This window comes from Type-A symbiont of Plautia stali (assembly GCF_059731155.1).
This window is the reverse complement of record NZ_AP035891.1, coordinates 3,104,121-3,130,641: the sequence shown is the minus strand read 5'-3', so window position 1 is coordinate 3,130,641 and position 26,521 is coordinate 3,104,121. Positions and strand designations below refer to the sequence as shown.

Below are 26,521 nucleotides of genomic sequence, written 5' to 3'. Positions count from 1 at the left end.
GTTTTTCCGTTAAAAATCAAAATAGTGGCGCTGAATATCGCTGAAATACGCGTAATTCGTGCTTCGCGGCTGGCTGATAAAATAAAATCTAGGTATCATGCGACGCATTATTGACCTGATGACGTTGCCCGCGCGGCAGACTACGGCGGAGGATGAGCCCGGATGTCATTACCCATCTATCTGATCGGCGCACGCGGTTGCGGTAAAACCACCATTGGCCAGGCGCTGTCGCAAGCGCTGGGCTATGCCTTTCGTGACACCGACCACCACCTGCAGCTCACCACACAGCGCAGCGTGGCAGAGATTGTGGCGACGGAAGGCTGGGACAGCTTTCGCGCGCGTGAAAGCGAATCGCTGCGGGCGGTTACCGCGCCTGCCACCGTAATCGCCACCGGCGGCGGCATGGTACTGGTTGACGTCAATCGCCACTTCATGCGCGAGCACGGCCAGGTCATCTGGCTCAACGCGCCCTCTGGCGTGCTGGCCGATCGGCTGGAACGTCAGCCAGAAGCGGCACAGCGTCCGACCCTGACCGGCCGGCCCATCGCGGAAGAGATGGAAGATATCCTGCGCGAACGCGCGCAGCTCTATCGTCAGGCCGCTCACCATGAAGTCAACGCGATGCAGGCACCGGAGCAGGTGGTGGAACATATTCTGCAATCGCTGTCTCTCGCCCGCGCCAGCTAACTGCCTAAGAATTCTCCCTCTTTTTTTCAGCGATCCTCGATTGTCTATACTGAATAGCAGGCAGAGGATCACCGCTGTCTGTGTGGAAACCTGACATAAGAGGGAAAACGATGCCAACCAGACCACCCTATCCGCGAGAAGCGCGCATTGTTGCCGTTGAAAAAGGGCAGGCGGGCAATACCGTCACTTGGTATGAATTACGGGCCGACCATCCACGTCCGGATACCTTAATTAGCGAACATAAATCGGAAGCGGAAGCGCAGGATGCCAAAGACCGCTATGAAAATGTGGAAAAAGAATAATCCCGGCGGGCAGGGATGCCCGCTTTTGCTTAATTACGTCCGGCCGCTAAATAGATTTTTTATTTTCTCTGATGCGCTAATTACGGCGATAAAAGTTGCCGTCTTTTCTGTTTAATCGCTCTCCTGCCTGATAACGTCTTTTTATTTTGCCTTTAGCCCTTATTTTCTGCTGCCTTAAATGGCCTGCGTCTTGTCCGGTGCAAAATTTGCGCTTGACCGATAAACCGTCGCGTTTTACTTTCGGGTTATCGATACAGGAACTCAGTTCCATATAGTGAAACCAGCACCATAACCACACTCGAAAATGCCGCCGCCGTGCTTAAGCTGTTTCAGCGCTTTGGCGTGGCGCAGGGCCATCCCGGCCTGACCTTTACCGAGGTGGTGGAGGCGCTGGGACTGCCGAAAAGTACCGTCTCGCGCCTGCTGGCGACCATGGAAAGTGAAGGCTTACTGGAGCGCGATCCCGACAGCCGCTGTTTTCAGATTGGCCGCGTGTTGTTGTCTGTCACCGGGCACTATCTTTCGACACCGCTGATTGACAGCGCGTCAGCGTCGATGGCGCGCCTAGGGCAAAAGCCGGGGCGGCAGCGCGCCGACGCTGGGGATCATTGGCCGTCTCGGCGGCATCGGTGCGCGTCCGACGCGCATCGGCATGGTGTCCGACGCCGACGGTGCGGTTGCTGCGGTGAGCAGCGCGCTGAAGGTGGCACAGATGCAGACCAAAGAGGACGTGCTGGCCGGCGACGTGATCGTAACCACGCATATTTGTCCGGATGCGCCGACCCGGCCGCACGAGCCGGTGGACTTCATGGATTCGCCCTGCGACGACATCACCATGAATGACAACGAAGTGGTTGAGGGGGTCGACGCGATTCTCTTTATCGATACCACTAAAGGAAACCGCATCCTCAACCATAAGGGCTATGCGCTGTCACCCACGGTGAAAGAGAGCTACATCCTGCGCGTGTCGGAAGATCTGCTGCGCACTATGGAGATGACCAGCGGTCAGCCTGCGGTGACGTTCCCGATCACTACGCAGGACATCACGCCTTACGGCAACGGCGTGTATCACCTCAACAGCATCCTGCAACCGTCCACCGCCACCGATGTGCCGGTTGGTGGGCGTCGCGATTTGTGCGCAATCCGTGGTGCCTGGCTGCGGCACCGGCGCCAGCCATGAAGTGGATATCGCGGCGGCCGTGCGCTTTGCGGTGGAAGTGGCTAAAGAGTTTGGCCGTGAGACCTGCCAGTTTTATGACTCGCAGGAGTACGCGCTGCTGCTATCTTTGTATGGTAGCCTCAGCCACCTGCGCAGCCGGAAAGCCTGATGATGAAACCGTCGCTTGCAACCTTAACCATTGGCCAGTCACCGCGTAGCGATATTTTGCCGCTGCTGCAGGAGCATTTGCCCGCCGACGCTGTCGCGCATACCGGTCTGCTGGATGGCCTGACGCTGGCCGAAGTGGAGCAGTTATACGCCCCCGCGCCAAGCGATAAAGTGCTGGTTTCGCGCATGAGCAGCGGCGAACAGGTACGGCTGGCGGCGGCCACCGTCGAACAGGGACTGCAGCGTAAAATTACCGCGCTGGAGCAGCAGGGTTACGACACCATTCTGCTGCTGTGTACCGGTGAGTTCGGCACGCTAAAAACCACGTCGGCGCTGCTGCTGGAGCCGGATCGCATCATTCCGCCGCTGGTCAGCGCCATCGTACAGGCGCACAAAATCGGCATCGTGGTGCCGGTTGAGGAGCAGATCGCTGAGCAGGCCAGCAAATGGCGTAACCTGCAAAGCACGCCCTGTTTTGCGGTCGCCAGCCCATACTTGGCGCAGCAGAGCGAACTGATTGAAGCCGGATTACTCTGCAGGAGCAGGGCGCTGATGTGGTGGTGCTCGACTGTATCGGTTATCACCAGAAACACCGCGATTTCCTGCAGAAAATGCTGGGCATTCCTGTGCTGCTGTCGAATGTGCTGGTGGAGAAACTGGCGGCTGAACTGATCGTCTGATCGAGGCCGATCACAACTTGCGACGGGCGGCGCTAATTCGCGTGACAGATCAGCGAGTTCCCTTGTAATCTGCCGGTAACCCTAATGTGCTGTGAGGAAGTAACATGCTCAACGTAAGTGAGTATTTCGACGGAAAAGTGAAATCCATTGGTTTCGACAGCGTGACCATTGGCCGGGCCAGCGTTGGCGTCATGGCGGAAGGCGAATACACCTTTGGTACCGGCCAGCCGGAAGAGATGACGGTAGTGAGCGGCGCGCTGAAAGTGCTGCTGCCGGGCGAAGCAGAGTGGAAATGGTACGAAGCCGGATCGGTATTTAACGTGCCGGGCCACAGCGAATTCCATCTGCAGGTGGCGGAGCCAACGTCTTACTTGTGCCGCTATCTTTAATCGTTAAAGCAGCCTGCCGTTATCAACCTGTAATGCCTGTGCGGCGTTACCGGTTTTTTATTGGCCGGCATAGGTTGTGTGGCATATTCGTAGGGTCGCCATTCATGGCGACCGTTAAACATACTGCGGCTTTACAGCTGGACCGTACTATGCCTCCAGCCTGCGATGCCCGCTTAACGCTGCGCTTCGCCGCCTAACGCTTCCACCAGATTGCTGATCAATGCCGCCAGCTCGCTGGTCATCAGAATGAAATCGGCATTAAAACGCTGGGCGAAATCATCGCGATCGATATCGTCATTCTGCTCGCGCAGCGTGTCGCTGAACTTCAGACGCTTCACCGAGACATCATCGGCGATCACCAGCTGAATACGCTCCTGCCAGTCGAGCGCCAGTTTGGTGACCACTTTACCTGCTTCGATATGGGTGGCGATCTCGTCGGAAACCAGATCCTGCTTTTTACAGCGGATCACGCCGCCATCTTCCAGCATCGCCTTCAGCTCAGCCTCGTCCATCAGGGTGAAACCCGCCGGCAATTCACCGGAGCGCACCCATTCGGTCAGCGTCAGCTCGATCGGATTTTCCAGCGTCAGCGGCACCACCGGCAGCGAGCCGAGGCTCTTACGCAGCAGCGCCAGCGTATCTTCCGCTTTCTTCGCACTGGCGCAGTCGACGATGATCAGATTATTGACGGTGTCGATCCACATAAAGGTCTGACTGAAACGGCTGAAGGCGCGCGGCAGCAGGCTGTGCAGCACTTCATCTTTCAGCGAATCCTTTTCAGTCTTTTTCAGCTTGCGGCTCTGTTCCGCTTCCAGCTTCTCAATTTTGGCTTCCAGCGCCTGCTTCACCACCGGCGACGGTAGAATTTTCTGCTCGGTGCGGGCGCAGATCACTATCTGACCGTTAATCACATGCGTCAGCGCTTCGCTGCGGTTGCCCATCGGCGAGACCCAGCCGGTTTTGGCCATGTCCTGGCTGCCGCACGGCGTGAAGGTGAAGGCGTCGAGCTGTTTTTCCAGATCGTCTGCGGACAGCGGGATGTCCCGATTCAGACGATAAACCATCATATTTTTAAACCACAACATCAGGATTCCTTACCGTGGGTGCGATCGAGCGCACAAGTCTAAAACAGTCAGCGCGCATGATAGCGAAACATCGGAGTGGTTTCATTGCCTTTCCCGATTCAGCCTTCTACTGTATCTGTCACCTGAACGAATAATGAGGAATAAATCGTGCGTATCGGTATTGATTTAGGCGGCACCAAAATTGAAGTGATTGCGCTGTCTGACCAGGGCGAGGAGCTGTTTCGCCACCGCGTGAATACCCCGCGTGACGACTACGCCGCCACGGTGCAGGCGATTGTCGATTTAGTCCTGCTTGCGGAAGCGCAGACCGGGCAGCAGGGAACGGTCGGCATCGGCATTCCCGGCACGATTTCTCCTTATACCCAGCGGGTAAAAAATGCTAACTCGACGTGGCTCAACGGACAGCCGCTGGACAAAGATTTGGCGCGTGCGCTGAATCGTGACGTGCGCATCGCCAACGACGCGAATTGCTTGGCGGTTTCCGAAGCGGTTGATGGCGCAGGCGCAGGCCAGCCGCTGGTGTTTGCGGTGATTATTGGCACCGGTTCCGGCGCGGGCGTGGCCATCAACGGAGAATCACGCATTGGCGGTAACGGTAACGCAGGTGAGTGGGGGCACAATCCACTGCCATGGATGGATGAAGACGAACTGCGCTATCGCGCGGAAGTGCCGTGCTACTGCGGGCTGCAGGGCTGTATTGAGACGTTTGTGTCCGGCACCGGCTTCGCCATTGATTATGAGCGTCTCAGCGGACAGGCGCTGAAGGGCGCGGAGATCATCCGGCTGATCGAACAGCAGGATCCGGTAGCCGAGCTGGCGATGAGCAGTTATGAAACGCGTCTGGCCAAATCGCTGGCGCAGGTGGTCAACCTGCTCGATCCGGATGTGATCGTGCTCGGCGGCGGCATGAGCAACAACGATCGGCTGTACCAGACGGTGCCGACGCTGATGAAACAGTGGGTGTTCGGCCGCGAGTGCGAAACGCCGGTGCTGAAAGCGGTGCACGGTGACTCCAGCGGCGTACGCGGTGCCGCCTGGCTGTGGCCGGTGAAAGGGTAACATGTGGCAGAAAGAGGCGGGTACACAGAGGGCTCTGTGTACCCGCCTCCGTTGCCTGAGGCGGCGGAGGCCGCACGGCAGGGGCAATGCGTTCCTTACTCGCCGACCAGCATGGAATCCTGCGGTGCGCGCTCGCGCTGGGCTTTGGTGGCGAGGAATTAAAGGTAGCCGAGCACCATAATCGCCACAAACAATCCGCCGATTACCGGGTTGAACCACAGCATCGCCACCAGACACACCAGCGATAGCACCAGTGCTATGCCCGGTACCAGCGGGTAGTCCGGCGCACGGAAGCTGCGCTCCAGATCCGGTGCGCTGCGGCGCAGCTTAAACAGGCTCAGCATACTCATCAGGTACATCACGATCGCGCCGAACACCGCCATGGTGATCATCGCGGCCGTCAGCGTCATGCCCTGCCGATTGATCAGCCCGTCGCTGTAAATGGCGGCGATACCGATCGCACCGCCGGCGATGATAGCGCGGTGTGGCGTCTGGAAGCGCGACAGCTTCGCTAGGCTGGGCGGCAGATAGCCCGCGCGCGCCAGGGCAAAGAACTGACGCGAGTAGCCAAGGATGATGCCGTGGAAACTGGCGACCAGGCCAAACAGGCCGATCCACACCAGCATATGCATCCAGTTAGAGTGCTCACCGACGATCATCTTCATCGCCTGCGGCAGCGGATCGTTGATGTCCGACAGCTTGCGCCAGTCGCCCGCGCCGCCGGCCAGCAGCATCACGCCAATCGCCAGCACCACCAGGGTAAGAATGCCGCTGATGTAGGCTTTCGGAATGGTGCGCTTCGGATCTTTGGCTTCTTCGGCCGCCATGGCCGCGCCTTCAATGGTGAGGAAGAACCAGATTGCGAACGGAATGGCGGCAAAGATGCCGGACAGCGCTGGCATGCCAAAATGATCGCTGCCGGCCCAGCCATTGGCGGCGAAGTTAGCGACGCTGAAACCCGGCGATACCACGCCCATGAACACCAGCAGCTCCAGCACTGCCAGCATCGTCACCACCAGTTCGAACATCGCGGCCAGCTTCACGCCGAGAATATTCAGCGCCATAAACAACAGATAAGCACCGACCGCCGCCGTTTTGGGGTTGAGATCGGGATACTGCACGTTGAGATAGGCGCCAATCGCCATGGCTATGGCCGGCGGGGCGAATACGAACTCAATCAGCGTCGCCAGACCGGCAATCAGACCACCGGTTTCGCCAAATGCCCGACGGCTGTAGGCGAACGGCCCGCCAGCGTGCGGAATCGCCGTGGTCAGTTCGGTAAAGCTAAAAATAAAGCAGGTATAAAGCGTGGCGATCAGCGCGGTGGTTATCAGGAATCCCAGCGTCCCGGCCACGCCCCAGCCATAGCTCCAGCCGAAATACTCACCGGAAATCACCAGTCCAACCGCAATACCCCATAAATGCAGGGTGCCCAGCGTGGGTTTTAGTTTGCCTGTCATCTTCATCTCCCCGTCATGCTTGTTGTGCGGCGTTGGCACCGCGCTATTGTGGGTTTTCGCTACAGTGAAGGGATAATGCCGCTGCCCGAGACGGGAAAACTTGACGCAGGCGCAGTGAGTTTTGTCCTCTGCGGTCAACTCGCTGCCAGAAAAAGCGCTAGCTGTACGCTGCGGTCAACTTTTGCTGTTCTGCGGTCAGGCAGTCAGGACGACCTCATCCCATGCTGATAACACTGGTTTAAAGAGACTGATGCTGGAGAGTGATGAATGAGCGCCAAACAAGCCGAATCCCTGACCGATGCCGAGATCACCCTGCTGGCGCAACGTGCGCTGGCCTGCTATCCCGCCGCGCTGCACGGTGAGCTGCAATTGCTGTGCCGTTCGGAGAACGCCACCTTTCTGCTGCGTGCCGGCGGCAAACGCTACGCGCTGCGCCTGCACCGGCCGGATTACCACAGCAAAGCGGATATTCTCAGTGAACTGATGTGGCTCGATGCGCTGCGCGAAACCGGCATCATGGTGCCGCAGGCGATTCCGGCGCGCGACGGTGAAAGCGTGCTAACGCTGACGCTGGCGGACGGCAGCACGCGTCATGCGGTGCTGTTCCACTGGATTGACGGCGAGATGCCGACCACTGACGTCGATCCCAAAGCCTTTCAGCAGCTCGGTACCATCACCGCGCGCCTACATCGGCACAGCCGCAGCTGGCAGAAACCCGAATTTTTTCAGCGCATTATCTGTGATCATCACACCATGGTCAGCGAGCACAGCCACTGGGGGCGCTGGCAGGATGCGCCTCATCTCGATCCGGCCGATCACGGCATTATCGCGGCGGCGGTGGATCGCGCCGGGCAGGCGCTGGCTGAATTTGGTAAAGAGCGCGATCGCTACGGCCTGATCCACGCCGATCTGCGCCTGACCAACCTGCTGCTGCACAAGGGCGAGACCCGGGTGATCGACTTCGACGACTGCGGCATGGGTTGGTATCTGCACGATCTGGCGGCCGCGATCAGTTTCGTCGAGCACCATCCGCGAGCGGCGGAGTCGGTGGATAACTGGATCCTCAGCTATGAACGCGTCGCGCACATCAGCGATGCTGAGATGGCGCTGGTGCCGACGCTGCTGATTCAGCGTCGTATTCAGATGACGGCGTGGATGGGCACGCACGCCGATACCGAGATGGCACTCAGCCTCGGGCCGCACTGGGCCAGCCATTCGGTGCGTCTGTGCCGTCGCTATCTTGAGAGCAGCCAGCTGCCGGTAGGCGCGTGACCTGCACCAGCAGAGGGCAGCGGCGCGCGCTGATGGCGTAATCTGGTGCCTGCGGATCAAGCGCGCCGGCCGTCACAGGCGCGCTGACAGGGACGCGGATCGCCGCCGGGAGCGCGCCAGCGGCGGCCAGGCGGTGCATTGCCTTTCACCGCGCCCCGCCGGGTGACGCTGGTATGAAAATTGCTGGATCCCTTCATTCTGTTATCCGCGCGATCCCTGAGAGGTTCCCATGCAATCACTCATCTCTGCTGCTGATGCCTTCAGCGCGTTTGCCACACCCGCCAGCAACCGTGGCGTTCTGGCCGCGGCGGCGACCGGTCTGAGCGACTTTATTACGGATAAAGGCGGCGATGTCGATCGCATCTTTGGCATCAGCGGTATCGATTCCGAACTGCTGGCCAGCCCGACGCTCAGCTTGAGGCTGGTGAACTATTGCCGCGTGATGGAAGAAGCGGCGCGCCACTCCGGCTTTGATAACTTCGGTTTGCATTACGGCAGGCAGTTCAAACCGCAGTCATTAGGGTTAATTGGCTACATCGGACTGTGTGTGCTCGCCGACGCTGGAGCAGGCGATGCACAATGTGGTGAACGCGTTTCCCTAGCTCCAGCACGATACGCTGACGCGGCTGGTGGACAAGGGCGACTGCTGGCGGCTCGATTATCAGGTGCGCCACGGGGCGATCCTGGCACGCCGTCAGGATGCGGAGCTGACGCTCGGCATGTTCCTCAACCTGATTCGCCACGTGGCGGGCAAAAACTGGGCGCCGCGCGAGGTGCACTTTGAACATCCGCGTCCGGAGCAGTGGCACGAGCACTGCAAAATGTTTGATGCGCCGGTATGGTTCGATCAGCTGTTTAACTCACTGCTGATCCCGAAACGCGACCTGCAGCGCGCCATGCCGGAGCAGGATGCGATGCTGCTGATGGTGATGCAGGATGCCATTCGCCGCCTCAACAGCAGCGCCAGCGTGCAGAGCGTGGTCGAACAGGCGAGTTCGCAAGTTAGCCTGACGCTCATTCAGGGCGAACCGGTACTGGAGGAGATCGCCGGCAAAATGGGGTTGTCGAGCTGGTCGCTGCAGCGACGCCTGCGCGAAGAGGGCATCAGCTTTAGCGCGCTGGTGGATTAAGGTGCGGTGCGAAATGGCCACGCACTACCTGCAGCAGAGACAGCTACCCATCTCGGAGATGGCGCTGCTGCTCGGCTATTCCGAGGTCAGCGCTTTCTCCCGCGCCTTCCGCCGCTGGTTTGGCATCAGCCCGCGCCAGTGGCGTCAGGATGGGCTGGTAAGTCAGGCCGGTGTGGCCGCAAAGCCAAACCACGCTGGCTGGTCGCGCTGCGGCGGAGGCGGTAAGCCGCGCGACTGACCAATAAGCTGCCACGCGCGCAAACACAGCGCTTCGTCCCCTTGGGTTTGCGTCACCGCGTAGCGCCCACTGTTCTGCCACTCCAGGCGCACCCAGCACTGTTGTCCGGCATAGCGCGCCGCATCGTGAAACTGCTTATTGAGCTGCTGCTGCAGTGCTTCGCTCCAGTGGCAGGCGGCGCTGTCAGCATCGCCCTGCGGCTGGCACTGATTGGCCAGGCTGGGGGCCGGCGCGGACACCTGCTGGCAGGCGCTGAGCCCCACCATCACGACTAACCCATCTGATAGTCTCGCTAATCGATTAATTAAATTCATTAATAAGCCTGCATTTTCGCTAAAGATTCTTGGCGCTGCTGCCGACAGTCTACAGACCGCAGCAGGGAATGCTATGGCATTACTCTGACTGTCGGCATAACCAGAATTTGCCGCTTGGTGGCGGTGTTATCCCTTCCTTTATTCATGGACCAGAAATGCAGAAGAAATATGCCTTTGCGGCACTCTCCTTGTCAAGCGCCGCGCTGCTCAGTGGCTGTGCCACCGAGTCGTCGCGCGCCATCGACGCCCCTCAGGTTCGCGCCGCAAGCCAGCCGGCTTATCAGGGCGTGCGCAGCCCAATCGCGGTGGGACAGTTTGATAACCGTCCGTCATACATGAATGGGATTTTCTCCGACGGCGTTGATCGTCTGGGCAACCAATCCAAAACCATTCTGATTACGCATCTGCAGCAGACGAATCGCTTCAACGTGCTGGATCGCAGCAACCTGAAAGAGCTGCAGCAGGAAGCCGGCTTCAAACACAGCCAGCAGAACATCAAGGGCGCTAACTACATCATCACCGGTGACATCACCAAGTTCGGTCGCAAAGAAGTGGGCGACCAGCAGCTGTGGGGCATCCTCGGGCGCGGTAAAAGCCAGATCGCTTACGCCAAAGTGAACCTGAATGTGGTAGATGTGACCATTTCAGAAGTGGTGTACAGCTTGCAGGGCGCGGGTGAATACCAGCTGTCAGCGCGTGAGGTGATCGGCTTTGGCGGCACCGCCAGCTATGACTCTACCCTGAACGGCAAAGTGATGGATCTGGCGATCCGTGAAGCGGTCGACCACTTGGTGGATGGCATCAATAACGGCGCATGGCGCCCGGTGAAATAAGGATATTGACGATGAAATTACTGCAACTGAGCGCCGCGCTGATCGCGGCAGGCGTGCCGGCCGGCTGTGCGCCAAAAGGACCGGAGCCAATCTACTACTGGGGTGATTACCAGCAGCAGGTGTACAGCTATTACCAGAAAGACAGCGATCCGCAGAAGCAGATTGATGCGCTGAATCTGGATATCGAAAAGGCCAAAGCGGTGAACAAGCCGGTGGCACCAGGCCTGCACGCCCAGCTGGGCCTGCTGTACGCCAAAAACGGCAATACGGATAAAGCTTTCAGCCAGTTCGCCCTCGAGAAGCAGCTGTTTCCGGAATCGGCCCCGTACATGGACTTTCTGATGAAGAAAAAAGGAGTGAACCAATGAAAAAACTGATTGCCGTGTGCGGCGTATTCGCGGCGCTGCTGCTGACCGGCTGTGCCCAGAATAAGAAACCTTATGACTACAGTGCCTTCCGTGCCAGTAAGCCAGCATCAATTCTGGTGCTGCCTGCCGATAACCGTGCGCCGGATATCAACGCGTCGCACAGCTTCACCTCGCTGGTGACCCAGCCACTGGCGGAAGCGGGTTACTACGTCTTCCCGGTGGCGGTGGTGCAAGAGACCTTCCAGCAGAACGGCCTGAGCAACGGGCATGAAATTCAGGCGGTAAGCACGAAGCGCTTGCACGACATCTTCAACGCAGACAGCGCACTGTACATTTCGATTACCGATTACGGCAGCAGCTATCTGGTGGTTGATTCGGTGACCACGGTCTCGGCCAGTGCCCGTCTGGTCGATCTGCGCAGCGGTAAAGAGCTGTGGCAGGGCATGGCCACCGCGAATGATTCTGAGAACAGCAACAACAACAACGGCGGCATCATTGGCATGCTAGTATCGGCGGCGATCAAACAGATCGCCAGCAACGTGGGCGACAAAGCGCACACCATTGCCGGTGTCACCAGCGCACGTCTGTTAGCGCAGAACGAGCAGGGTGGTCTGCTGGCCGGTCCGCGCTACAAAGCGCCGGTTACGCGTTAATCTCGCTGGCGCGGCGATCAGCTGATCGCCGCGCCACTTCACGCATCACTCGCCCGGCAGCTCCAGTTTGCTGTAGCCGAGCCCGTTTATTTTACGCACCCGGATTTGCACCGGGATGCGCTCTTTCATCGCTTCCACATGACTGATCACGCTGATGGTTTTCCCGCTGGCGTTGAGCGCATCCAGCGCGGTGTCCAGCGTGCCAAAGCCTTCGTCGAGCAGCGATTCAATGCGCGTTTTATGGCTGACCAAATCGGACAGCGTCAGCGCGAGGCTGACGAGGAAGCTCTCGCCGCCGGACAGCGTACGCGTGTCGCGCGTGGCATCGGCCTGCTAGGTATCGACTACTTACAGCTCCAGTTCGTCGCTGACGCGGCGCTGCAATAAATAGCGGCCGTGCAGGCGATCGAGCTGGCGGTTTGCAGCCACACCAGATGATCGAGGGTTAAGCCCTGAGCAAAGCGGTGGAACTTGTCGCCTTTGGCCGACCCAATCAGATCGTTGAGGCGGCTCAGCTGTGCCAGCTCCGCTTCGTCAGCGGCGATCTGCGCCAGCAGCGTTTGCTGCTGCTGACGCTGCTGGGTGTCGCTGTGCAACTGCTGCTGCGCTTCGCCCTGCTGGCGTGCATTGTCACGCAGCGCCACGCGCAACTGCTCGAGCCGGGTGGCGATGGAGCCTGCATCGGCATCGCTGAGCGCGGCCGGGCGCTGCTGCTGGTGATCGTTCAGCCGTTGCGCCAGTCTGGCATGCAGAGCGGTGTGCTGCTGATGCTGGTCCAGCGCCTGCTGGCTGAGTAACAGCGTTTTTTGTTGTTCGCTCAGCAGTGCCTGCTGCTGCTCAAGCTGCTGTGCACGGCTGGCGATCTGCTGATCGAGCGGGATCACCTGTTCGCTCAGCAGCGTCTCCAGCTGTTGCTGTTCGGCCAGCGCGCGTTCACGCGCCTGCTGTGCGGCCTGATAGTGGCTTTCACCCTGCTGCAGCGCCGCTTGCGCCTGTTGCTGTTGCTGCTGTAACTGCTGCGCCTGCTGGGTCAGTGTCTGCTGGTCACGCTGCAGCTGTTCGCGCTGCTGCAGTTTGTCGCGCAGCTTCTCCGCCGGTTCAGCACGCGCCAGCCGCTGGCGATCGCCTTCCGACTGCTGCCAGGCCGTGGCGGCAGCCTGCAACGCCTGCTGCGTCAGCCACTGCTGCTGCTGGGCCTGCGCCAGCTGCTCGCTTAGGTCTTGTTCGGTGCGGGTGAGCTGGTCCAGCTGCTGCGCCAGTTCGGCGCGGCGGGCGTCGTCGAGCAACAGCACCGCACCGGCGCGGGCGCGCAGCGTGTCGAGTGCCGCGCGCGCCGTACGCCAGCGCTCGTAGATCTGCATCGAGATGTGGCCGTAGATTTCGGTGCCGGTCAGCTCCTCCAGCAGCTCGGCGCGCTCGCCGGGTTTGGCATTGAGGAAGGCGGCAAACTGCCCCTGCGACAGCATCATCGAACGTGTGAAGCGGGCAAAATCGAGACCGGACAGAGTTTCAATGGCTTTGAGCTTGTCACCGACTTTATCGGCCACGATCTGGTTGTCCGCCACGCGCGCCAGTTCGACGCGCGGCGCCTGCAGTTTACCTTCCGCCAGGTCGCGCGCGCAGTTCTGGCTCCAGAAGGCGCGCCAGGCTTCACCTTTGATCTCAAACTCCACTTCGGCCAAGCACTCAGCGGTGTCACGCGTCATCAGCTGATTTTCGCTCTGCGACAGGCCACCAAGGCGCGGCGTCTGGTGATAGAGCGCCAGACAGATGGCATCCAGCAGCGTGGTTTTACCCGCGCCGGTGGCGCCGGTGATGGCGAACAGCCCGTTGCTGGCAAACGACTCGCGGCAGAAATCGATAAACCACTCTCCGCGCAGCGCGTTGAGGTTTTTAAAACGCAGCGTCAGAATTTTCATGCGCCCGGATCCTCCAGCGTCGCCAGCGTGCTGCGAAACAGCTGCGTTAACTGCGCGCGCTGTTCATCCTCCAGCGCCAGCCGGCGGGCAAATACCTCTTCAACTTTCAGTTCGCTCAGGGTTTCGTTCTCCAGCCGCGCCAGGCTGCGCTGACGCTGATCGCGGCTGCGGCGCACCAGCAGCACCTCAACCGGCAGCGCGTCGGTAAGCTATTCGATGCGGCGCTGCAGGTCGCTCAGGTACTCCTGAGTGGTGATTTCGATATCCAGCCACACCGGCAGATCGCCTTCATACGCGTGAAACGCGGTCAGCTGCTGTTCAATCTCCGCCATGGCGCCTTTCAGCATCTGCATCGGCTGAAACGACGGAATGACCAGCGGCGTCACGCACTCCAGCCGCGTACTGAACTCCAGCAGAAACACGCTTTTCTCGCGGCCCAGCTCATCAAAACTGAGCGCAATCGGCGAACCGCTGTAGCGGATGTGATCGCTGTCGGCGATGCGCTGCGCACGATGGATGTCGCCCAGCGCAATGTAGTCGGCAGGCGGGAAGGCCTGCGCCGGAAAGGCGTCCAGCGTGCCGATATAGATATCACGTACCGAATCGCTCTTGCTTACGCCCACGGTGGTGAGATGCCCGGTGGCGATGATCGGCAGCGCGCTGCCCATCGCTTCGCGCTGCGCCACGGCGGCGGCATAACAGTGGTGATAGTGCTGCTCAATCGCCTGCAGCAGCGATAGCTGCTTATCGCGACCGAATCATGGTTGCCGGCCAGCACAATCAGCTGGCAGCCGCTGGGCTGCAGCGCCACCACGAAACAGTTAAACAGTTCGCGCGCGTAGCTGGGTGGCGAACCGGTATCAAACAGGTCGCCGGCGACGATCAGCGCATCCACCTGATGCTGCAAAATCGCGGCCAGCAGCCAGTCGAGGAATTGCTGGTGCTCGGCGGCGCGGCTTTTGCTGTAAAAGAACTGACCGAGATGCCAGTCAGCGGTGTGAATTATGCGCATGAGTGCTCCGTGCCTGCTATCGCAAAGCGGCAGTATAACCGCTTAACAACGCAATGAAAAAAAAGCGAAACCGGTTGTCACAATTGCGCTTTTTATCTGAATATCATGAGGTGGGTTTTTCATAAAAGTGTCACAAAACTGACGCATAATGGCGCCGCAAACCCCCGTGACATGCCGTCAAAATCGCAGGAGTAATAATGGCTAAGCGCATTTTGGTTGTGGAAGACGAAGCTCCCATCCGTGAAATGTTATGTTTCGTGCTGGAACAAAACGACTATCAACCGATTGAGGCTGAGGACTACGACAGCGCGATTGGCAAGCTGATCGAACCCTGGCCCGATCTGATTCTGCTGGACTGGATGTTACCCGGCGGCAGCGGCATTCAGTTCATCAAACATTTAAAGCGTGAAGCCATGACGCGTGATATTCCGGTGATGATGCTGACGGCGCTCGGCGAAGAGGAAGATCGCGTGCGCGGGCTGGAACTAGGCGCTGATGATTACATCACCAAGCCGTTCTCGCCCAAAGAGCTGATGGCGCGCATTAAAGCTGTGATGCGCCGCATCTCACCGATGGCGGTGGAAGAGGTGATTGAGATGCAGGGGCTGAGCCTCGATCCCTCCTCGCATCGCGTGATGTCCGAAACCACGCCGCTGGAAATGGGGCCGACCGAATACAAACTGCTGCACTTCTTTATGACGCATCCGGAGCGCGTATACAGCCGCGAACAGCTGCTGAATCACGTGTGGGGCACAAACGTGTATGTGGAAGACCGCACCGTGGATGTGCATATCCGTCGTTTACGTAAAGCACTGGAAGTTTCCGGCCACGATCGCATGGTACAAACCGTTCGCGGAACAGGGTATCGTTTCTCTGCCCGCTACTAAACGGAGTCTTTTACCGTGCTGGAACGACTCTCCTGGAAGAGATTACTGACCGAGCTGGCGCTGGTGTGTCTGCCTGCGCTGGTGCTGGGGCTGCTGGTTGGCTATCTGCCGTGGTGGCTGTTACTGGCCGTGTGCGGCGTGCTGTTTTGGCACTTCAAAAATCTGATGCGGCTGTCGCACTGGCTGTGGATCGATCGTTCAATGACGCCGCCTACCGGGCGCGGCAGCTGGGAACCGCTGTTCTACGGCCTGTATCAAATGCAGTTGCGCAATCGCCGCCGCCGGCGCGAGCTGGGAAATCTGATCAAACGCTTTCGCAGCGGGGCTGAGTCGCTGCCGGATGCGATGGTGCTGACCACCGAAGAGGGCACCATTTTCTGGTGTAACGGCTTGGCCCAGCAGCATCTCGGGCTGCGCTGGCCGGAAGATAACGGCCAGAATATCCTCAACCTGCTGCGCTACCCTGAATTCTCCCGCTATATCCGCCAGCGCGACTTCAACAAGCCGCTGACGCTGGTGCTCAATAATCAGCATCACATGGAGTTCCGCGTCATGCCTTACAGCGAAGGGCAGTGGCTGATGGTGGCGCGTGACGTCACCCAGATGCACCAGCTGGAAGGGGCGCGGCGTAACTTCTTCGCCAACGTCAGCCATGAACTGCGTACCCCGCTGACGGTGCTGCAGGGCTATCTGGAGATGATGGACGATGCCGGGATGAACGAGCGCACCCGCAGCAAGGCGCTCAGTACCATGCAGGAGCAGACGCGACGCATGGACAGCTTGGTGAAGCAGCTGCTGACGCTGTCACGCATCGAAGCGGCCCCCGCCATTGACCTGAAAGAGACGGTGGATGTGCCGACCATGCTGCTGCTGTTACAGCGCGAGGCGGAAACCCTCAGCCAGGGCCGTCACAGCATCCATTTCCACACCGACCCGCACCTGAAGGTGTTCGGCAATGATGAACAGCTGCGCAGCGCGATTTCCAATCTGGTGTATAACGCGGTGAACCACACGCCGGATGGCACGCGCATCGACATCAGCTGGTTGCGCACCAAACAGGGCGCCGAATTTAAAGTGTGCGATAACGGGCCCGGCATCAGCGAAGAGCATCTGCCGCGCCTGACTGAACGCTTCTACCGCGTGGATAAAGCGCGCTCGCGCGCCACCGGCGGCAGCGGGCTGGGGCTGGCAATTGTTAAGCATGCGCTCGGCCACCACACCACGCGTCTGGAGATCAGCAGCGTGCCGCATCAGGAAACCTGCTTCCGCTTCGTGCTGCCGCCGCGCTTGATTGTGGCAAACGGAATCCGCGAGAATGTGGCGCAGTAAACGCCACCGGACTCTGTGATGAAATCGCTGCTGCTCTCTCTTTTATTACTGTGCCCGATGCTGGCGACGGCTCAACAAAGCATGCTGACCGGCAACCTGAGCAGCGTGGGCTCGGACACGCTGGGCTATCTGATGACGCTGTAGGGCGAAGACTTCAGCCGTCAGTCGCCGGGCGTCAATGTGCAGGTGCAGGCGGCGGGATCGTCGACGGCGCCGACCGCGCTGGCTGCCGGGGCCGCTCAGCTTGGCGCCATGAGCCGTCCGATGCAGGTGGATGAGTGTCAGCTGTTTATCGCGCGCTATGGCTATGCGCCGCTGGCGGTTCCGGTGGCAATGGATGCGCTGGTGGTAGTGGTCAATCAGGACAATCCGCTGCCGTACATCAGTCAGCCGCAGCTGGATGCGCTGTTCTCCGTGACCCGCCTGTGCGGCGCACAGCAGGTGCCGCAGCGCTGGGGCGATGTTGGCCTGCATACGGCGAACTGGGCAACGCGCAGTATTCAGCGTTTTGGCCGTAACTCCGCTTCCGGCACCTGGGGGCTTCTTCAAGCAGCAGGCGCTGTGTCGCGGCGATTTCCGCGCCGACGTCGCGGAGTTTCCCGGCTCGGCAGCGGTGGTGCAGGCGGCGGTTGCCAGCACGGCGAACAGCATCGGCTATTCCAGTTTTGACTTTCACCTGAGCGGCGTGAAAACCCTGCCGATCGTCACCGCCGGCGGCGACAGCGTCATGCCGGATGCCGAATCGATCCGCAGCGGCCGCTATCCGTGGTCGCGCCCGCTGTATATTTACGTTAACAAGGCGCCCGGCAAACCGCTGCCGCCGCTGGTCGCCGCCTTTCTGCAGCAGGTGCTCTCTGCACAGGGCCAGCGCCGCGTAACGGAGGCCGGCTACCTGCCGCTGTCCGACAGCCAGATCGCGCAAAACTAATTCACGCTGACCGATCATGAATTTTTTTCACGTCCCCTGAATTTTCTTCTATTGCTGTCAGCAGGGCGGCATGTCACTCTTATGGACATATAGCTATCCAGATGGCCAAAAGTAACCGTACGCAATTATACCCTGACGCAATTATGCGCCAGTGCAGGAGTGAATATGCAACGCAATACCGCCCCGTTCCGCGCCGATACCGTCGGCAGTTTTCTGCGTCCCGCTGCCATTAAGCAGGCACGCGAGCAGTTCGCCAGTGGCACCCTCAGCGCCGACCAGCTGCGTCAGGTAGAAGATGATGCGATTCGCTAGGTGGTGGTGGAGCAGCGCGGCAACGGTCTGCAGGTGGTGACCGACGGTTAATTCCGCCGCGCCTGGTGGCACTTTGATTTCTTTGGCCATCTGCACGGTGTCGAGCTGTTCGAGGCCGATCAGGGCATTCAGTTCAACGGCGTGCAGACCAAAGCGCACGGCGTGAAGGTCACCGGCAAAGTCGCTTTTAACCCACAGCATCCGATGCTGGACCATTTCCGCTTTCTGCAAAGCATGGCCGGCGATGCGGTGGCGAAAATGACCATTCCCATCCCGAGCGTGCTGCACTTCCGCGGCGGCCGTAAAGTGATTGATGCCACGGTGTATCCGGATCTGGAGCAGTACTTCGCCGATCTGGCGCAGACTTACAAAGAGGCGATCAAGGCGTTTTACGACGCTGGCTGCCGCTATCTGCAGCTGGATGACACCGTGTGGGCGTACCTGTGTTCAGGCGAACAGCAGCAGCAAATTCGCGAGCGCGGTGAAGATCCGCAACAGCTGGCGCGCATTTATGCGCAGGTGCTGAATCGCGCGCTGGAAGATAAACCGGCGGATCTCACCGTCGGCCTGCACGTATGTCGCGGTAACTTCCGCTCGACCTGGATCTCGGAAGGCGGCTACGAGCCGGTGGCGGAAATTCTGTTTGGCAGCGTGAACATCGACGCGTTTTTCCTAGAGTACGATAACGCGCGCTCCGGTGGCTTTGAGCCGCTGCGTTTCATCAAACCGGGTCATCAGCAGGTGGTATTAGGGCTGATCACCACCAAAACCGGCGAACTGGAAGACGCTGCACAGGTGAAGGCGCGCCTGCAGGAAGCGGCGCAGTTTGTCAGCCTCGACCAGATTTGCCTCAGCCCGCAGTGTGGCTTTGCGTCAACGGAAGAGGGCAACAGCCTGACCGAAGCGCAGCAGTGGCAGAAGATTCGTCTGGTTGTCGATATCGCACAACAGGTGTGGTGATGCTGTAAAGTTGTGCAAACAGGCGCGTAAAGCGCGCCTTTTGTGCATCTCTGCGGCGGTTTCTGCAAGGAGATCGCCCGCTTTGCAGAAACTTTAAGCAAATCATCTCAGGTGTTTTCCGACTATTTCCTGCTTATCCACTGCGTTCTGACGCTTTCCTGTTATATCCTTCTGGTTTTCCGATCCCGTATTGCCTTTCTTCGCTATAAACGTTTTAATTTGCGCCGTTGTCAATTCATCCCTCTGTGAACAGAAGAAAAGCAGTTTAAATCACCTGCGCTGTAGCGATTCGGCCCGCATAACGCACTGGTCAAGCCAGTTAAGCCATTGTTTTCGCGCATTCAGGGGACAACACAAACCCAACTTCCACCGCAACATCAGCTACAGGCAGTACAGAAGTTTATGATACATCGTTTAACCTCCAGGGATATCCTGGCGCTGGGCTTCATGACCTTTGCCCTGTTCGTTGGCGCAGGAAACATCATTTTCCCGCCTATGGTCGGTATTCAGTCTGGTGAACATGTCTGGATTGCCGCGTTCGGCTTCCTGATCACCGCGGTTGGTTTGCCGGTGATCACCGTGATCGCGCTGGCGCGCGTCGGCGGCGGTATTGATGCGCTCAGCTCACCGATTGGTAAAGCGGCCGGTCTGCTGCTCGCCACCGTGTGCTATCTCGCTGTCGGCCCACTGTTTGCCACGCCGCGCACCGCGACCGTTTCATTTGAAGTCGGGATTGCGCCGCTGACCGGCGACGGCCCGCTGCCACTGTTTATCTATAGCATGGTGTACTTCGCGCTGGTGATTGGCATTTCGCTCTATCCGGGCAAGCTGCTGGACACCGTCGGCCACTTCCTCGCGCCGCTGAAAATTGTCGCGCTGACCATTCTGGGCGTCGCGGCGCTGCTGTGGCCGGCTGGCGGCATTTCGCCGGCCACCGCTGACTACCAGCGCGCGGTCTTCTCCAGCGGTTTCGTGAACGGCTATCTGACCATGGATACGCTCGGCGCGCTGGTGTTCGGTATCGTCATCGTCAATGCGGCGCGTTCACGTGGCGTTGAAGACAGCAAACTGCTGACGCGCTATACCATGCTGGCCGGCGTGATCGCCGGTGTCGGTCTGACGCTGGTGTACCTCAGCCTGTTCAAACTGGGCTCCGGCAGCGGCGCGCTTGTCGATCAGAACGCTAACGGCGCCTCGATTCTGCATGCTTACGTGCAGCAGACCTTCGGCGGCATGGGCAGTGTCTTCCTCGCTGCGCTGATCTTCGTCGCCTGTATGGTTACGGCTGTGGGCCTGACCTGCGCCTGCGCAGAATTCTTTGCGCAATACCTGCCGTTGTCGTATAAAGCGCTGGTGTTTATTCTCGGCCTGTTCGCCATGCTGGTGTCGAACCTCGGTCTCAGCCACCTGATTCAGATTTCGATTCCGGTGCTGACGGCTATCTATCCGCCGTGCATCGTACTGGTGGTACTGAGCTTTACCCTGAGCTGGTGGAATCGCAGCACGCGCATCATTGCGCCAACCATGCTGATCAGCCTGCTGTTTGGTATCGTCGACGCCATCAAAACCACCAGCTTTAAAGATGCGCTGCCGCTGTTTAGCCAGCATCTGCCGCTGGCCGATCAGGGACTCTCCTGGCTGCCGCCGTCGCTGGCGATGCTGGTGATTGCTGCGGTAGTTGACCGGGTGAAAGGACGTGAGCAGGTTGCCGTTCACCAGTAAGCGACGTCGCTATTAATTCCGACCACGGGCTTGCCCGTGGTTTTTTCATTTCCACAGGTACTGTTTGTTATGCAAGAAACCAATAAGCTCAAACGCGGACTGAGCACGCGCCACATCCGTTTTATGGCGCTGGGATCGGCGATCGGCACCGGGCTGTTTTACGGCTCGGCAGATGCCATCAAAATGGCAGGCCCCAGCGTACTGCTGGCCTACATCACCGGCGGCGCCGTGGCGTATATCATCATGCGTGCGCTGGGTGATATGTCGGTTAACAATCCGCAGGCCAGCTCGTTTTCACGCTACGCGCAGGATTACCTCGGACCGCTGGCGGGCTATATCACCGGCTGGACGTACTGCTTTGAAATCCTGATTGTGGCGATCGCCGACGTCACGGCTTTTGGTATCTACATGGGTGTGTGGTTCCCGGACGTGCCACACTGGATTTGGGTGCTGTCGGTGGTGCTGATCATCGGCGCCATCAACCTGATGAGCGTTAAGGTGTTTGGCGAAGTGGAGTTCTGGTTCTCCTTCTTCAAAGTCGCCACCATCATCATCATGATCGTGGCCGGTTTCGGCATGATTTTCTGGGGCATCGGCAACGGCGGTCAGCCGACCGGCATCCATAACCTGTGGACCAACGGCGGCTTCTTTGCCCACGGTATCGTCGGCATGCTGCTGTCGCTGCAGATGGTGATGTTCGCCTACGGCGGCATTGAGATTATTGGTATTACCGCTGGCGAAATCGATCCCGCGCGCCATTAACTCCGTACCGCTGCGCATTCTGGTGTTCTATGTCGGCACGCTGTTTGTGATCATGTCGATCTATCCCTGGAACCAAGTCGGCACCGCAGGCAGCCCGTTCGTGCTGACTTTCCAGCACCTCGGCATCGCCGCCGCCGCCTCCATTCTGAACTTTGTGGTGCTGACTGCCTCGCTGTCGGCGATTAACAGCGATGTGTTTGGCGTCGGCCGCATGCTGCACGGTATGGCGCAGCAGGGGCATGCGCCGAAGATGTTCATGAAGGTGTCGACTCGCGGCATTCCGTGGGTCACGGTGCTGGTGATGATGCTTGCCATGCTGGTGGCGGTGTACCTCAACTATCTGATGCCGGAAAAAGTGTTCCTAGTGATTGCCTCGCTGGCGACGTTTGCCACCGTGTGGGTCTGGATTATGATTTTGCTGTCGCAGATCGCGTTCCGCCACAAAATCGGCAAAGAGCAGGCCGGTAAGCTGCAGTTTGCTCTGCCGGGCGGCAGCGCTACGGCGTGGGTGGGGGTACTGTTCCTTGCCTTTATTATCGCGCTGATTGGCTACTTCCCGGATACGCGTATCTCGCTGTACGTCGGGTTTGCGTGGATTGTTCTGCTGCTGCTGGCGTGGCCGCTGGCGAAGAAACGTAAAGCGTAAGTGACTTTACAGCGGGCGAAGCGAGACTTCGCCCGCTGTGCATTACCAGTTTTTCCCCAGCGCCATCTCTCCGCCGTATGGATTCAGGTGATTGTTGTCGTACCAGAGCGGCATGCCCTGATGAGTGACCAGACAACCCTGCGCATTACATAACGTCTCCTGCAGTGACAACACCCGCACGCCGCGCTGCTGATAATACTTCAACAGGTCTGCCACCGATGCGTTTGGCATCTGCAACTGCTGCGTGCGTTCCGCCGCCAGCGCCGCGCCATCCTGCGCGCTGAGCCAGCTGTTCAGGGTGCGGCGCAGCGGCATATTGCGGTTATGGCTGTAGCGCAGCGGATCGAGCGTGATGGTCGGCACATCGTCAATCAGGGTGATCTTTTTTCCCGCCGCCAGTAGCTGCGCCACCACAGTATCCAAGTCGCTTTTCAGCGCCTGCAGATTGTCCTGCGCCGGATCGCGGAGACTGCGGAATCCGCTGCCCGGCTGCTCACTGAGGCCCGCCGCCCAGAACGCGCTGATCACCACTTCGTCTATTTTATCGCTCAGGATGATCGGCAAAACCCGTTGATTAAAATCGAGGCACTGCTGTGCATGCTGCGGTTTTTGCGGTATTGCGCGCGTGGCGTCAAGCAGGAAAGGGCAGGAGGCTTTGGTCAGCTGAAACAGCGGTTTCTGCTGCCGCCGGGCGTCATCGGCGACGTTAGCCGCCAGCGCGGCGGCATGGCTGTCGCCAATCAGCGCTATCGCCGGTGTGTCACTCTGCGGCTGACAATGCGCATGGCGGGCGGGCTGCGCGCACCGATCATCAGACAGGCCGCCAGCACCGGCAGCAGCGCCAGCCAGCAAGATGACAGAGGCTGGCCAGCCGGCCGGTGACTGGTCGGGGTTGCCACAGCGCCAGCAGCACGCCGGCACCCAGTTCCCAGGCGCGGGTTGGCAGCAGATAAAACGCCTGAGTGCTGGAGAGGGGCGTTAACCACAGGCAGCCGGCCAGCGACAGCAGGCTGAGCAAGTAGCACCACGCCCGTCATTGTGCGCCGCAGCCGCACGGCCAGCAGCAGAATAAACGGCAGCACGATATAGAACTGCTCCTCAATGCCCAGCGACCAGGTCATCAGGAGCGGATTGAGATCGGCATCTGCACTGAAATAGTCGCCGCTCTTCAGTAACAGCATATTGGGCACCGAGAGAAACACCGCCATGCTGTATTTTGCCAGCTGGCTTAATTCCAGCGGTGATAACAGCAGATAACCGAGCAGCAGCAACACCATCAGCATAAAAAACAGTGCGGGTGCAATTCGCCGGATGTGGCGTAAATAAAACTGATAAAACGAGAAGGTGCCGGCGGTAATTTTTTTACTGATATACCGCCAATTAAAAAGCCGGAAATAACGAAAAAAATATCGACGCCAATAAAGCCGCCCGGCACTGCGCTGACGCCGCAGTGGAAAAGCACAACCAATATAATGGCGACAGCGCGCAGACCATCGATATCCGGTCGATAGCGCAGCGAGACAGGTACAGACATAACAGGATCCCAGTTATTCAATGTTAATTTGCGATTTTATTACTGCGGGTAAAAATAGCTCGGCGCATCCTGTCGCCGAAAAAAAGTAAAAAGAGAAAGGTATTACTAAGGGATGATTGACCCGTGCAGCATATCGCAGTTTTTCAGCGTTAACGCTTTTAAGGGAAAAAAAAGAAAAGTCTCAGATAAACCTGCACAGCAGCTTGCAATTTATTTCTGTAATTTCGCTGCAGGAATAAGCCTGCGTAATCTGTCTGGCTTAACCCGGCGGCCGGCGTCAGGGATAGTGCACAGGGATTACCGCACGCTGATCAATGGCGGCGCGCCAGCTATCGAGCGTCGATTGATAAGGACACAGCGTGCCCACCGCCGTCTGGCGACAGTTTTGCTGATGCCACTCCTGGCGCAGCAGCGGGTGCTGCCGATCAATCGGCGTTAGCTGGCGCAGCGCATCCAGACTTTGCGCCTGAAAATAGACGCGCAGCAGCAGCGTTTGCGTCTGGTTATCGCGTCAGCGCTCGAACACCAGGCTGCTGCCGGGCGGAATATTACCGCGCGCGTAGCCGGGCAGTTGCCAGCTAAAGCCGATCAGCGTGCGCAGCATGGCGATATTGGTATCGTGTGCCACCAGCAGCAGCCAGCGGGTGGAGGGCGTCGCCGCATCGTCCTGCAGGTTGCGGACCACCGCGTCCAGCAGAATCGACGCACGCTTTTGCGCGATATACGGCACATCATTACTCAGATCGTAATTGGCGGTTAGCAGCGGCAGCAGGGCGCTGATCTGCTGCGCCCGGGTGTTGTTGCACCACGTCAGCTGGCTGAACGGCAGATTTTCGCTCTAGCCGAGCCGTAAGGTTTCTGCCATGCTGGCCAGCACGCTGAAACCCTGCACGTAGGTATGGCCGTTTTTACTCTGCTTCAGCTGCCAGGGGCGATCAAAGAACGGGCAATTTGCGGCGCACACCGCCTGCCTGAGCTGCTGCAGTGCGGCGAGATCGCCGGCGCGCGCCGCGACCGCTGCCCGCTCCGTGGCAGCATCAGTTTGGCCGAACGGCAGTTTTTCGCTCTGAAACAGTGGATCGACCGTCCCCGCGACGTGATGAACTACCACATCGCAGCCGGGAAAGGCGCCCTGCAGCAGCGCCTGCGCCGTGGCGCGGGTGCGCTGCAGCGGACTGGCGCGCACGTAGATTTGCCCGGCATCGGGACAGCCGGCGCGCAGCAGGCCGAGCTGACGATAGTGTTCAGCCTGCCAGCGACCTTTATTCACTACCGCTGCATAACCGTGTGCGGTGAGTTCGCCGTCGGCGCTGCGCCAGCGCGGCCAGGCGCGGAACAGCTGACGCGCGCTGCGCACTTCCGGCAGGTTATCGGTCAGCACATCAATGCGCCGGTGCAGGGCAATACCGGCCACCACCGGCTGCGGCCACTGCGCCTCAACGTTGCCGCGCACGAAGTCGGCCAGCAGATTACCCAGCAGTAAGCTGTCGGCCAGGGGTGCAAGGTGAAGGTGAGCAAGAAAGTTCATGGCGCATTATAGATAGAATCACACCGGCGCAGCCAGTTGTTCAGAATTGCCCACTTTTCCGCTAAACTATGCCGCCTGTTTTTTGAGTCCTGAAGAAGTGATGCATGCGTGTAGCTGATTTTGCCTTTGAATTACCAGAATCTTTGATCGCCCACTATCCGCAGGCGCAGCGCAGCGGATGTCGTCTGCTGTCGCTGGATGGCCCGAGCGGGGCGCTGAACCATGGCGTGTTTACTGATGTGCTGGATAAGCTCAATCCGGGCGATCTGCTGGTGTTCAATAATACCCGGGTGATTCCGGCGCGCGTCTATGGCCGTAAAGCCAGCGGCGGCAAAATTGAGATGCTGGTTGAGCGCATGCTGGATGACAAACGTGTGCTGGCGCACGTGCGCGCCTCCAAAGCGCCGAAGCCGGGTGCCGAATTACTGCTGGGCGACGACGAAAGCGTCAAAGCCACCATGGTGGCGCGCCACGATGCGCTGTTCGAAATCGAGTTTGCGGACGATCGCGCGGTGCTGGATATCCTGAACAGCGTCGGCCATATGCCGCTGCCGCCGTACATCGATCGTCCGGATGAGGAAGCTGACCGCGAGCTGTACCAGACGGTATACAGCGCGCGCCCCGGCGCGGTGGCAGCCCCGACCGCCGGTCTGCACTTCGATGAGCCGCTGCTGGCGGCGCTGAAGGCGAAAGGCGTGGAGATGGCGTTTGTTACGCTGCACGTCGGCGCTAGCACCTTCCAGCCGGTGCGCGTAGAGAACATCAACGATCACATCATGCACTCTGAATATGCCGAAGTGCCGCAGGACGTGGTGGACGCGGTGCAGGCGTGCAAAGCGCGCGGTAACAAAGTGGTGGCGGTGGGCACCACCTCGGTGCGTTCGCTGGAGAGCGCAGCGCAGGCCTGCCAGGATGGGCTGATCGCGCCGTTTTTTGATGATACGCAGATCTTTATCTATCCAGGCTATCACTATCAGGTAATTGATGCGCTGATCACCAACTTCCACCTGCCGGAATCGACACTGATTATGCTGGTCTCGGCGTTTGCCGGTTATCAACACACCATGGCGGCTTATCAGAGCGCGGTGGCGGAGCAGTACCGTTTCTTTAGCTACGGGGATGCCATGTACATCACCCGTAATCCACAGGCTCCCGACGAAATCGTTGGTGGCTGAGTAATCAGAC

The 26,521-nt window shown here is 59.1% G+C and carries 18 protein-coding genes and 11 pseudogenes; 19 read left to right on the top strand and 10 right to left on the bottom strand.

The features are described 5' to 3' along the window. The first annotated feature begins 162 nt into the window (after positions 1 to 162). The 6 genes and pseudogenes from aroL to ppnP all read left to right on the top strand — a co-directional run bounded on the left by aroL (position 163) and on the right by ppnP (position 3,385). Entirely contained in the window at positions 163 to 687 is a 525-nt protein-coding gene (aroL, locus tag AC6I8M_RS16540) for a shikimate kinase AroL (protein WP_010616573.1), read from the top strand. 110 nt (positions 688 to 797) lie between these two features. Further along, the gene (locus AC6I8M_RS16535; RefSeq protein ID WP_010616574.1) at positions 798 to 989 is read left to right on the top strand and encodes a YaiA family protein; all 192 of its coding nucleotides are present in this window, start codon (positions 798 to 800) and stop codon (positions 987 to 989) included. A gap of 288 nt (positions 990 to 1,277) precedes the next feature. Then, a pseudogene (locus AC6I8M_RS16530) lies at positions 1,278 to 1,565 on the top strand (helix-turn-helix domain-containing protein); the annotation flags it as partial. Then, positions 1,558 to 2,317: pseudogene (locus AC6I8M_RS16525) on the top strand (DUF1177 domain-containing protein); the annotation flags it as partial. The pseudogenes AC6I8M_RS16530 and AC6I8M_RS16525, both read left to right, overlap by 8 nt. A gap of 2 nt (positions 2,318 to 2,319) precedes the next feature. Then, positions 2,320 to 2,996 (top strand): annotated as a pseudogene (locus AC6I8M_RS16520) (AroM family protein). 104 nt (positions 2,997 to 3,100) lie between these two features. Further along, positions 3,101 to 3,385: a pyrimidine/purine nucleoside phosphorylase gene (ppnP, locus tag AC6I8M_RS16515; RefSeq protein WP_010616577.1), complete on the top strand. Its 285-nt coding sequence runs from the start codon at positions 3,101 to 3,103 to the stop codon at positions 3,383 to 3,385. Between the two features lie 173 nt (positions 3,386 to 3,558). Here the strand turns inward: ppnP and rdgC are convergent, their stop codons facing one another. Beyond that, positions 3,559 to 4,470: a recombination-associated protein RdgC gene (gene rdgC / locus AC6I8M_RS16510; RefSeq protein ID WP_010616578.1), complete on the bottom strand. Its 912-nt coding sequence runs from the start codon at positions 4,468 to 4,470 to the stop codon at positions 3,559 to 3,561. A 147-nt stretch (positions 4,471 to 4,617) separates the two neighbouring features. Here rdgC and mak point away from each other — a divergent pair, with 147 nt between their 5' ends. Further along, positions 4,618 to 5,529, top strand: coding sequence for a fructokinase (gene mak / locus AC6I8M_RS16505; RefSeq protein WP_010616579.1), 912 nt, complete (start codon positions 4,618 to 4,620; stop codon positions 5,527 to 5,529). Between the two features lie 95 nt (positions 5,530 to 5,624). Here the strand turns inward: mak and eat are convergent. Further along, positions 5,625 to 6,989, bottom strand: a pseudogene (eat, locus tag AC6I8M_RS16500) (ethanolamine permease). A 267-nt stretch (positions 6,990 to 7,256) separates the two neighbouring features. Here eat and AC6I8M_RS16495 point away from each other — a divergent pair. Then, positions 7,257 to 8,261, top strand: coding sequence for a phosphotransferase enzyme family protein (locus AC6I8M_RS16495; RefSeq protein WP_010616581.1), 1,005 nt, complete (start codon positions 7,257 to 7,259; stop codon positions 8,259 to 8,261). A gap of 229 nt (positions 8,262 to 8,490) precedes the next feature. Continuing rightward, positions 8,491 to 9,629, top strand: a pseudogene (qhpR, locus tag AC6I8M_RS16490) (AraC-like transcriptional regulator QhpR). On the opposite strand, the gene AC6I8M_RS16485 reads toward qhpR, so the two are convergent. Further along, positions 9,554 to 9,895: a cell envelope integrity TolA C-terminal domain-containing protein gene (locus tag AC6I8M_RS16485; protein ID WP_010616583.1), complete on the bottom strand. Its 342-nt coding sequence runs from the start codon at positions 9,893 to 9,895 to the stop codon at positions 9,554 to 9,556. The pseudogene qhpR and the gene AC6I8M_RS16485 sit on opposite strands and share 76 nt — an antisense overlap. Before the next feature lie 203 nt (positions 9,896 to 10,098). Here AC6I8M_RS16485 and AC6I8M_RS16480 point away from each other — a divergent pair, with 203 nt between their 5' ends. Genes AC6I8M_RS16480 through AC6I8M_RS16470 form a run of 3 tightly spaced genes read left to right on the top strand, consistent with a single transcriptional unit; the run spans position 10,099 to position 11,797 of the window. Further along, positions 10,099 to 10,776 carry a CsgG/HfaB family protein gene (locus AC6I8M_RS16480; protein WP_010616584.1) on the top strand — a complete coding sequence of 226 codons (678 nt, stop codon included), beginning with the start codon at positions 10,099 to 10,101 and terminating at the stop codon, positions 10,774 to 10,776. An 11-nt stretch (positions 10,777 to 10,787) separates the two neighbouring features. Beyond that, complete coding sequence (locus AC6I8M_RS16475; protein ID WP_010616585.1) at positions 10,788 to 11,144, top strand: DUF4810 domain-containing protein; 357 nt, start codon at positions 10,788 to 10,790, stop codon at positions 11,142 to 11,144. Then, complete coding sequence (locus AC6I8M_RS16470) at positions 11,141 to 11,797, top strand: DUF799 domain-containing protein (protein ID WP_010616586.1); 657 nt, start codon at positions 11,141 to 11,143, stop codon at positions 11,795 to 11,797. Before AC6I8M_RS16475 ends, AC6I8M_RS16470 begins: the two co-directional genes overlap by 4 nt. A gap of 45 nt (positions 11,798 to 11,842) precedes the next feature. On the opposite strand, the pseudogene AC6I8M_RS16465 reads toward AC6I8M_RS16470, so the two are convergent. From AC6I8M_RS16465 to sbcD, 3 genes and pseudogenes are all read right to left on the bottom strand, one after another. Further along, positions 11,843 to 13,716: pseudogene (locus tag AC6I8M_RS16465) on the bottom strand (AAA family ATPase). After that, positions 13,713 to 14,402 (bottom strand): annotated as a pseudogene (locus AC6I8M_RS16460) (exonuclease SbcCD subunit D C-terminal domain-containing protein). Before AC6I8M_RS16460 ends, AC6I8M_RS16465 begins: the two co-directional pseudogenes overlap by 4 nt. Continuing rightward, positions 14,330 to 14,728, bottom strand: a complete 399-nt coding sequence (gene sbcD / locus AC6I8M_RS16455) for an exonuclease subunit SbcD (RefSeq protein ID WP_498013509.1) — start codon at positions 14,726 to 14,728, stop codon at positions 14,330 to 14,332. The pseudogene AC6I8M_RS16460 and the gene sbcD overlap by 73 nt, the downstream one beginning before the upstream one ends. A 197-nt stretch (positions 14,729 to 14,925) precedes the next feature. On the opposite strand from sbcD, the gene phoB reads away from it, so the two are divergent. The 6 genes and pseudogenes from phoB (at position 14,926) to proY (ending at position 22,274) form a co-directional block, all read left to right on the top strand. Then, positions 14,926 to 15,615 carry a phosphate response regulator transcription factor PhoB gene (gene phoB / locus AC6I8M_RS16450; protein WP_010616587.1) on the top strand — a complete coding sequence of 230 codons (690 nt, stop codon included), beginning with the start codon at positions 14,926 to 14,928 and terminating at the stop codon, positions 15,613 to 15,615. A 15-nt stretch (positions 15,616 to 15,630) separates the two neighbouring features. Beyond that, the gene (gene phoR, locus AC6I8M_RS16445) at positions 15,631 to 16,944 is read left to right on the top strand and encodes a phosphate regulon sensor histidine kinase PhoR (RefSeq protein ID WP_010616588.1); all 1,314 of its coding nucleotides are present in this window, start codon (positions 15,631 to 15,633) and stop codon (positions 16,942 to 16,944) included. An 18-nt stretch (positions 16,945 to 16,962) separates the two neighbouring features. Then, positions 16,963 to 17,872: pseudogene (locus tag AC6I8M_RS16440) on the top strand (PstS family phosphate ABC transporter substrate-binding protein). A gap of 165 nt (positions 17,873 to 18,037) precedes the next feature. Beyond that, positions 18,038 to 19,144, top strand: a pseudogene (locus AC6I8M_RS16435) (cobalamin-independent methionine synthase II family protein). Between the two features lie 402 nt (positions 19,145 to 19,546). Continuing rightward, entirely contained in the window at positions 19,547 to 20,866 is a 1,320-nt protein-coding gene (gene brnQ, locus AC6I8M_RS16430; protein WP_010616592.1) for a branched-chain amino acid transport system II carrier protein, read from the top strand. A gap of 69 nt (positions 20,867 to 20,935) precedes the next feature. Next, positions 20,936 to 22,274: pseudogene (proY, locus tag AC6I8M_RS16425) on the top strand (proline-specific permease ProY). Positions 22,275 to 22,316: 42 nt separating this feature from the next. On the opposite strand, the gene AC6I8M_RS16420 reads toward proY, so the two are convergent. The 4 genes and pseudogenes from AC6I8M_RS16420 to AC6I8M_RS16405 form a co-directional block, all read right to left on the bottom strand. Further along, the gene (locus AC6I8M_RS16420; RefSeq protein ID WP_022548873.1) at positions 22,317 to 23,126 is read right to left on the bottom strand and encodes an SGNH hydrolase domain-containing protein; all 810 of its coding nucleotides are present in this window, start codon (positions 23,124 to 23,126) and stop codon (positions 22,317 to 22,319) included. Next, positions 23,021 to 23,557, bottom strand: coding sequence for a hypothetical protein (locus AC6I8M_RS16415; RefSeq protein ID WP_022548874.1), 537 nt, complete (start codon positions 23,555 to 23,557; stop codon positions 23,021 to 23,023). Before AC6I8M_RS16415 ends, AC6I8M_RS16420 begins: the two co-directional genes overlap by 106 nt. Beyond that, positions 23,551 to 23,808 (bottom strand): acyltransferase family protein, encoded by a 258-nt coding sequence (locus AC6I8M_RS16410; RefSeq protein WP_318285159.1) that lies wholly within the window; start codon positions 23,806 to 23,808, stop codon positions 23,551 to 23,553. The genes AC6I8M_RS16415 and AC6I8M_RS16410 overlap by 7 nt, the downstream gene beginning before the upstream one ends. 277 nt (positions 23,809 to 24,085) lie before the next feature. Beyond that, positions 24,086 to 25,336: pseudogene (locus AC6I8M_RS16405) on the bottom strand (ACP phosphodiesterase). Between the two features lie 104 nt (positions 25,337 to 25,440). Here AC6I8M_RS16405 and queA point away from each other — a divergent pair. Beyond that, entirely contained in the window at positions 25,441 to 26,511 is a 1,071-nt protein-coding gene (gene queA / locus AC6I8M_RS16400; protein WP_010618344.1) for a tRNA preQ1(34) S-adenosylmethionine ribosyltransferase-isomerase QueA, read from the top strand. Positions 26,512 to 26,521: the final 10 nt, after the last annotated feature.

Excerpts from the sequence above, each read along its gene's own strand:
- queA (WP_010618344.1), top strand. The coding sequence starts at position 25,441 with ATGCGTGTAGCTGATTTTGCCTTTGAATTACCAGAATCTTTGATCGCC.
- AC6I8M_RS16480 (WP_010616584.1), top strand. The coding sequence starts at position 10,099 with ATGCAGAAGAAATATGCCTTTGCGGCACTCTCCTTGTCAAGCGCCGCG.
- AC6I8M_RS16415 (WP_022548874.1), bottom strand. The coding sequence starts at position 23,557 with ATGCTGATGGTGTTGCTGCTGCTCGGTTATCTGCTGTTATCACCGCTG.
- AC6I8M_RS16535 (WP_010616574.1), top strand. The coding sequence starts at position 798 with ATGCCAACCAGACCACCCTATCCGCGAGAAGCGCGCATTGTTGCCGTT.
- sbcD (WP_498013509.1), bottom strand. The coding sequence starts at position 14,728 with ATGCGCATAATTCACACCGCTGACTGGCATCTCGGTCAGTTCTTTTAC.
- AC6I8M_RS16470 (WP_010616586.1), top strand. The coding sequence starts at position 11,141 with ATGAAAAAACTGATTGCCGTGTGCGGCGTATTCGCGGCGCTGCTGCTG.
- brnQ (WP_010616592.1), top strand. The coding sequence starts at position 19,547 with ATGATACATCGTTTAACCTCCAGGGATATCCTGGCGCTGGGCTTCATG.
- AC6I8M_RS16485 (WP_010616583.1), bottom strand. The coding sequence starts at position 9,895 with ATGGTGGGGCTCAGCGCCTGCCAGCAGGTGTCCGCGCCGGCCCCCAGC.
- rdgC (WP_010616578.1), bottom strand. The coding sequence starts at position 4,470 with ATGTTGTGGTTTAAAAATATGATGGTTTATCGTCTGAATCGGGACATC.
- AC6I8M_RS16475 (WP_010616585.1), top strand. The coding sequence starts at position 10,788 with ATGAAATTACTGCAACTGAGCGCCGCGCTGATCGCGGCAGGCGTGCCG.
- aroL (WP_010616573.1), top strand. The coding sequence starts at position 163 with ATGTCATTACCCATCTATCTGATCGGCGCACGCGGTTGCGGTAAAACC.
- AC6I8M_RS16495 (WP_010616581.1), top strand. The coding sequence starts at position 7,257 with ATGAGCGCCAAACAAGCCGAATCCCTGACCGATGCCGAGATCACCCTG.
- ppnP (WP_010616577.1), top strand. The coding sequence starts at position 3,101 with ATGCTCAACGTAAGTGAGTATTTCGACGGAAAAGTGAAATCCATTGGT.
- AC6I8M_RS16410 (WP_318285159.1), bottom strand. The coding sequence starts at position 23,808 with ATGTCTGTACCTGTCTCGCTGCGCTATCGACCGGATATCGATGGTCTG.
- phoB (WP_010616587.1), top strand. The coding sequence starts at position 14,926 with ATGGCTAAGCGCATTTTGGTTGTGGAAGACGAAGCTCCCATCCGTGAA.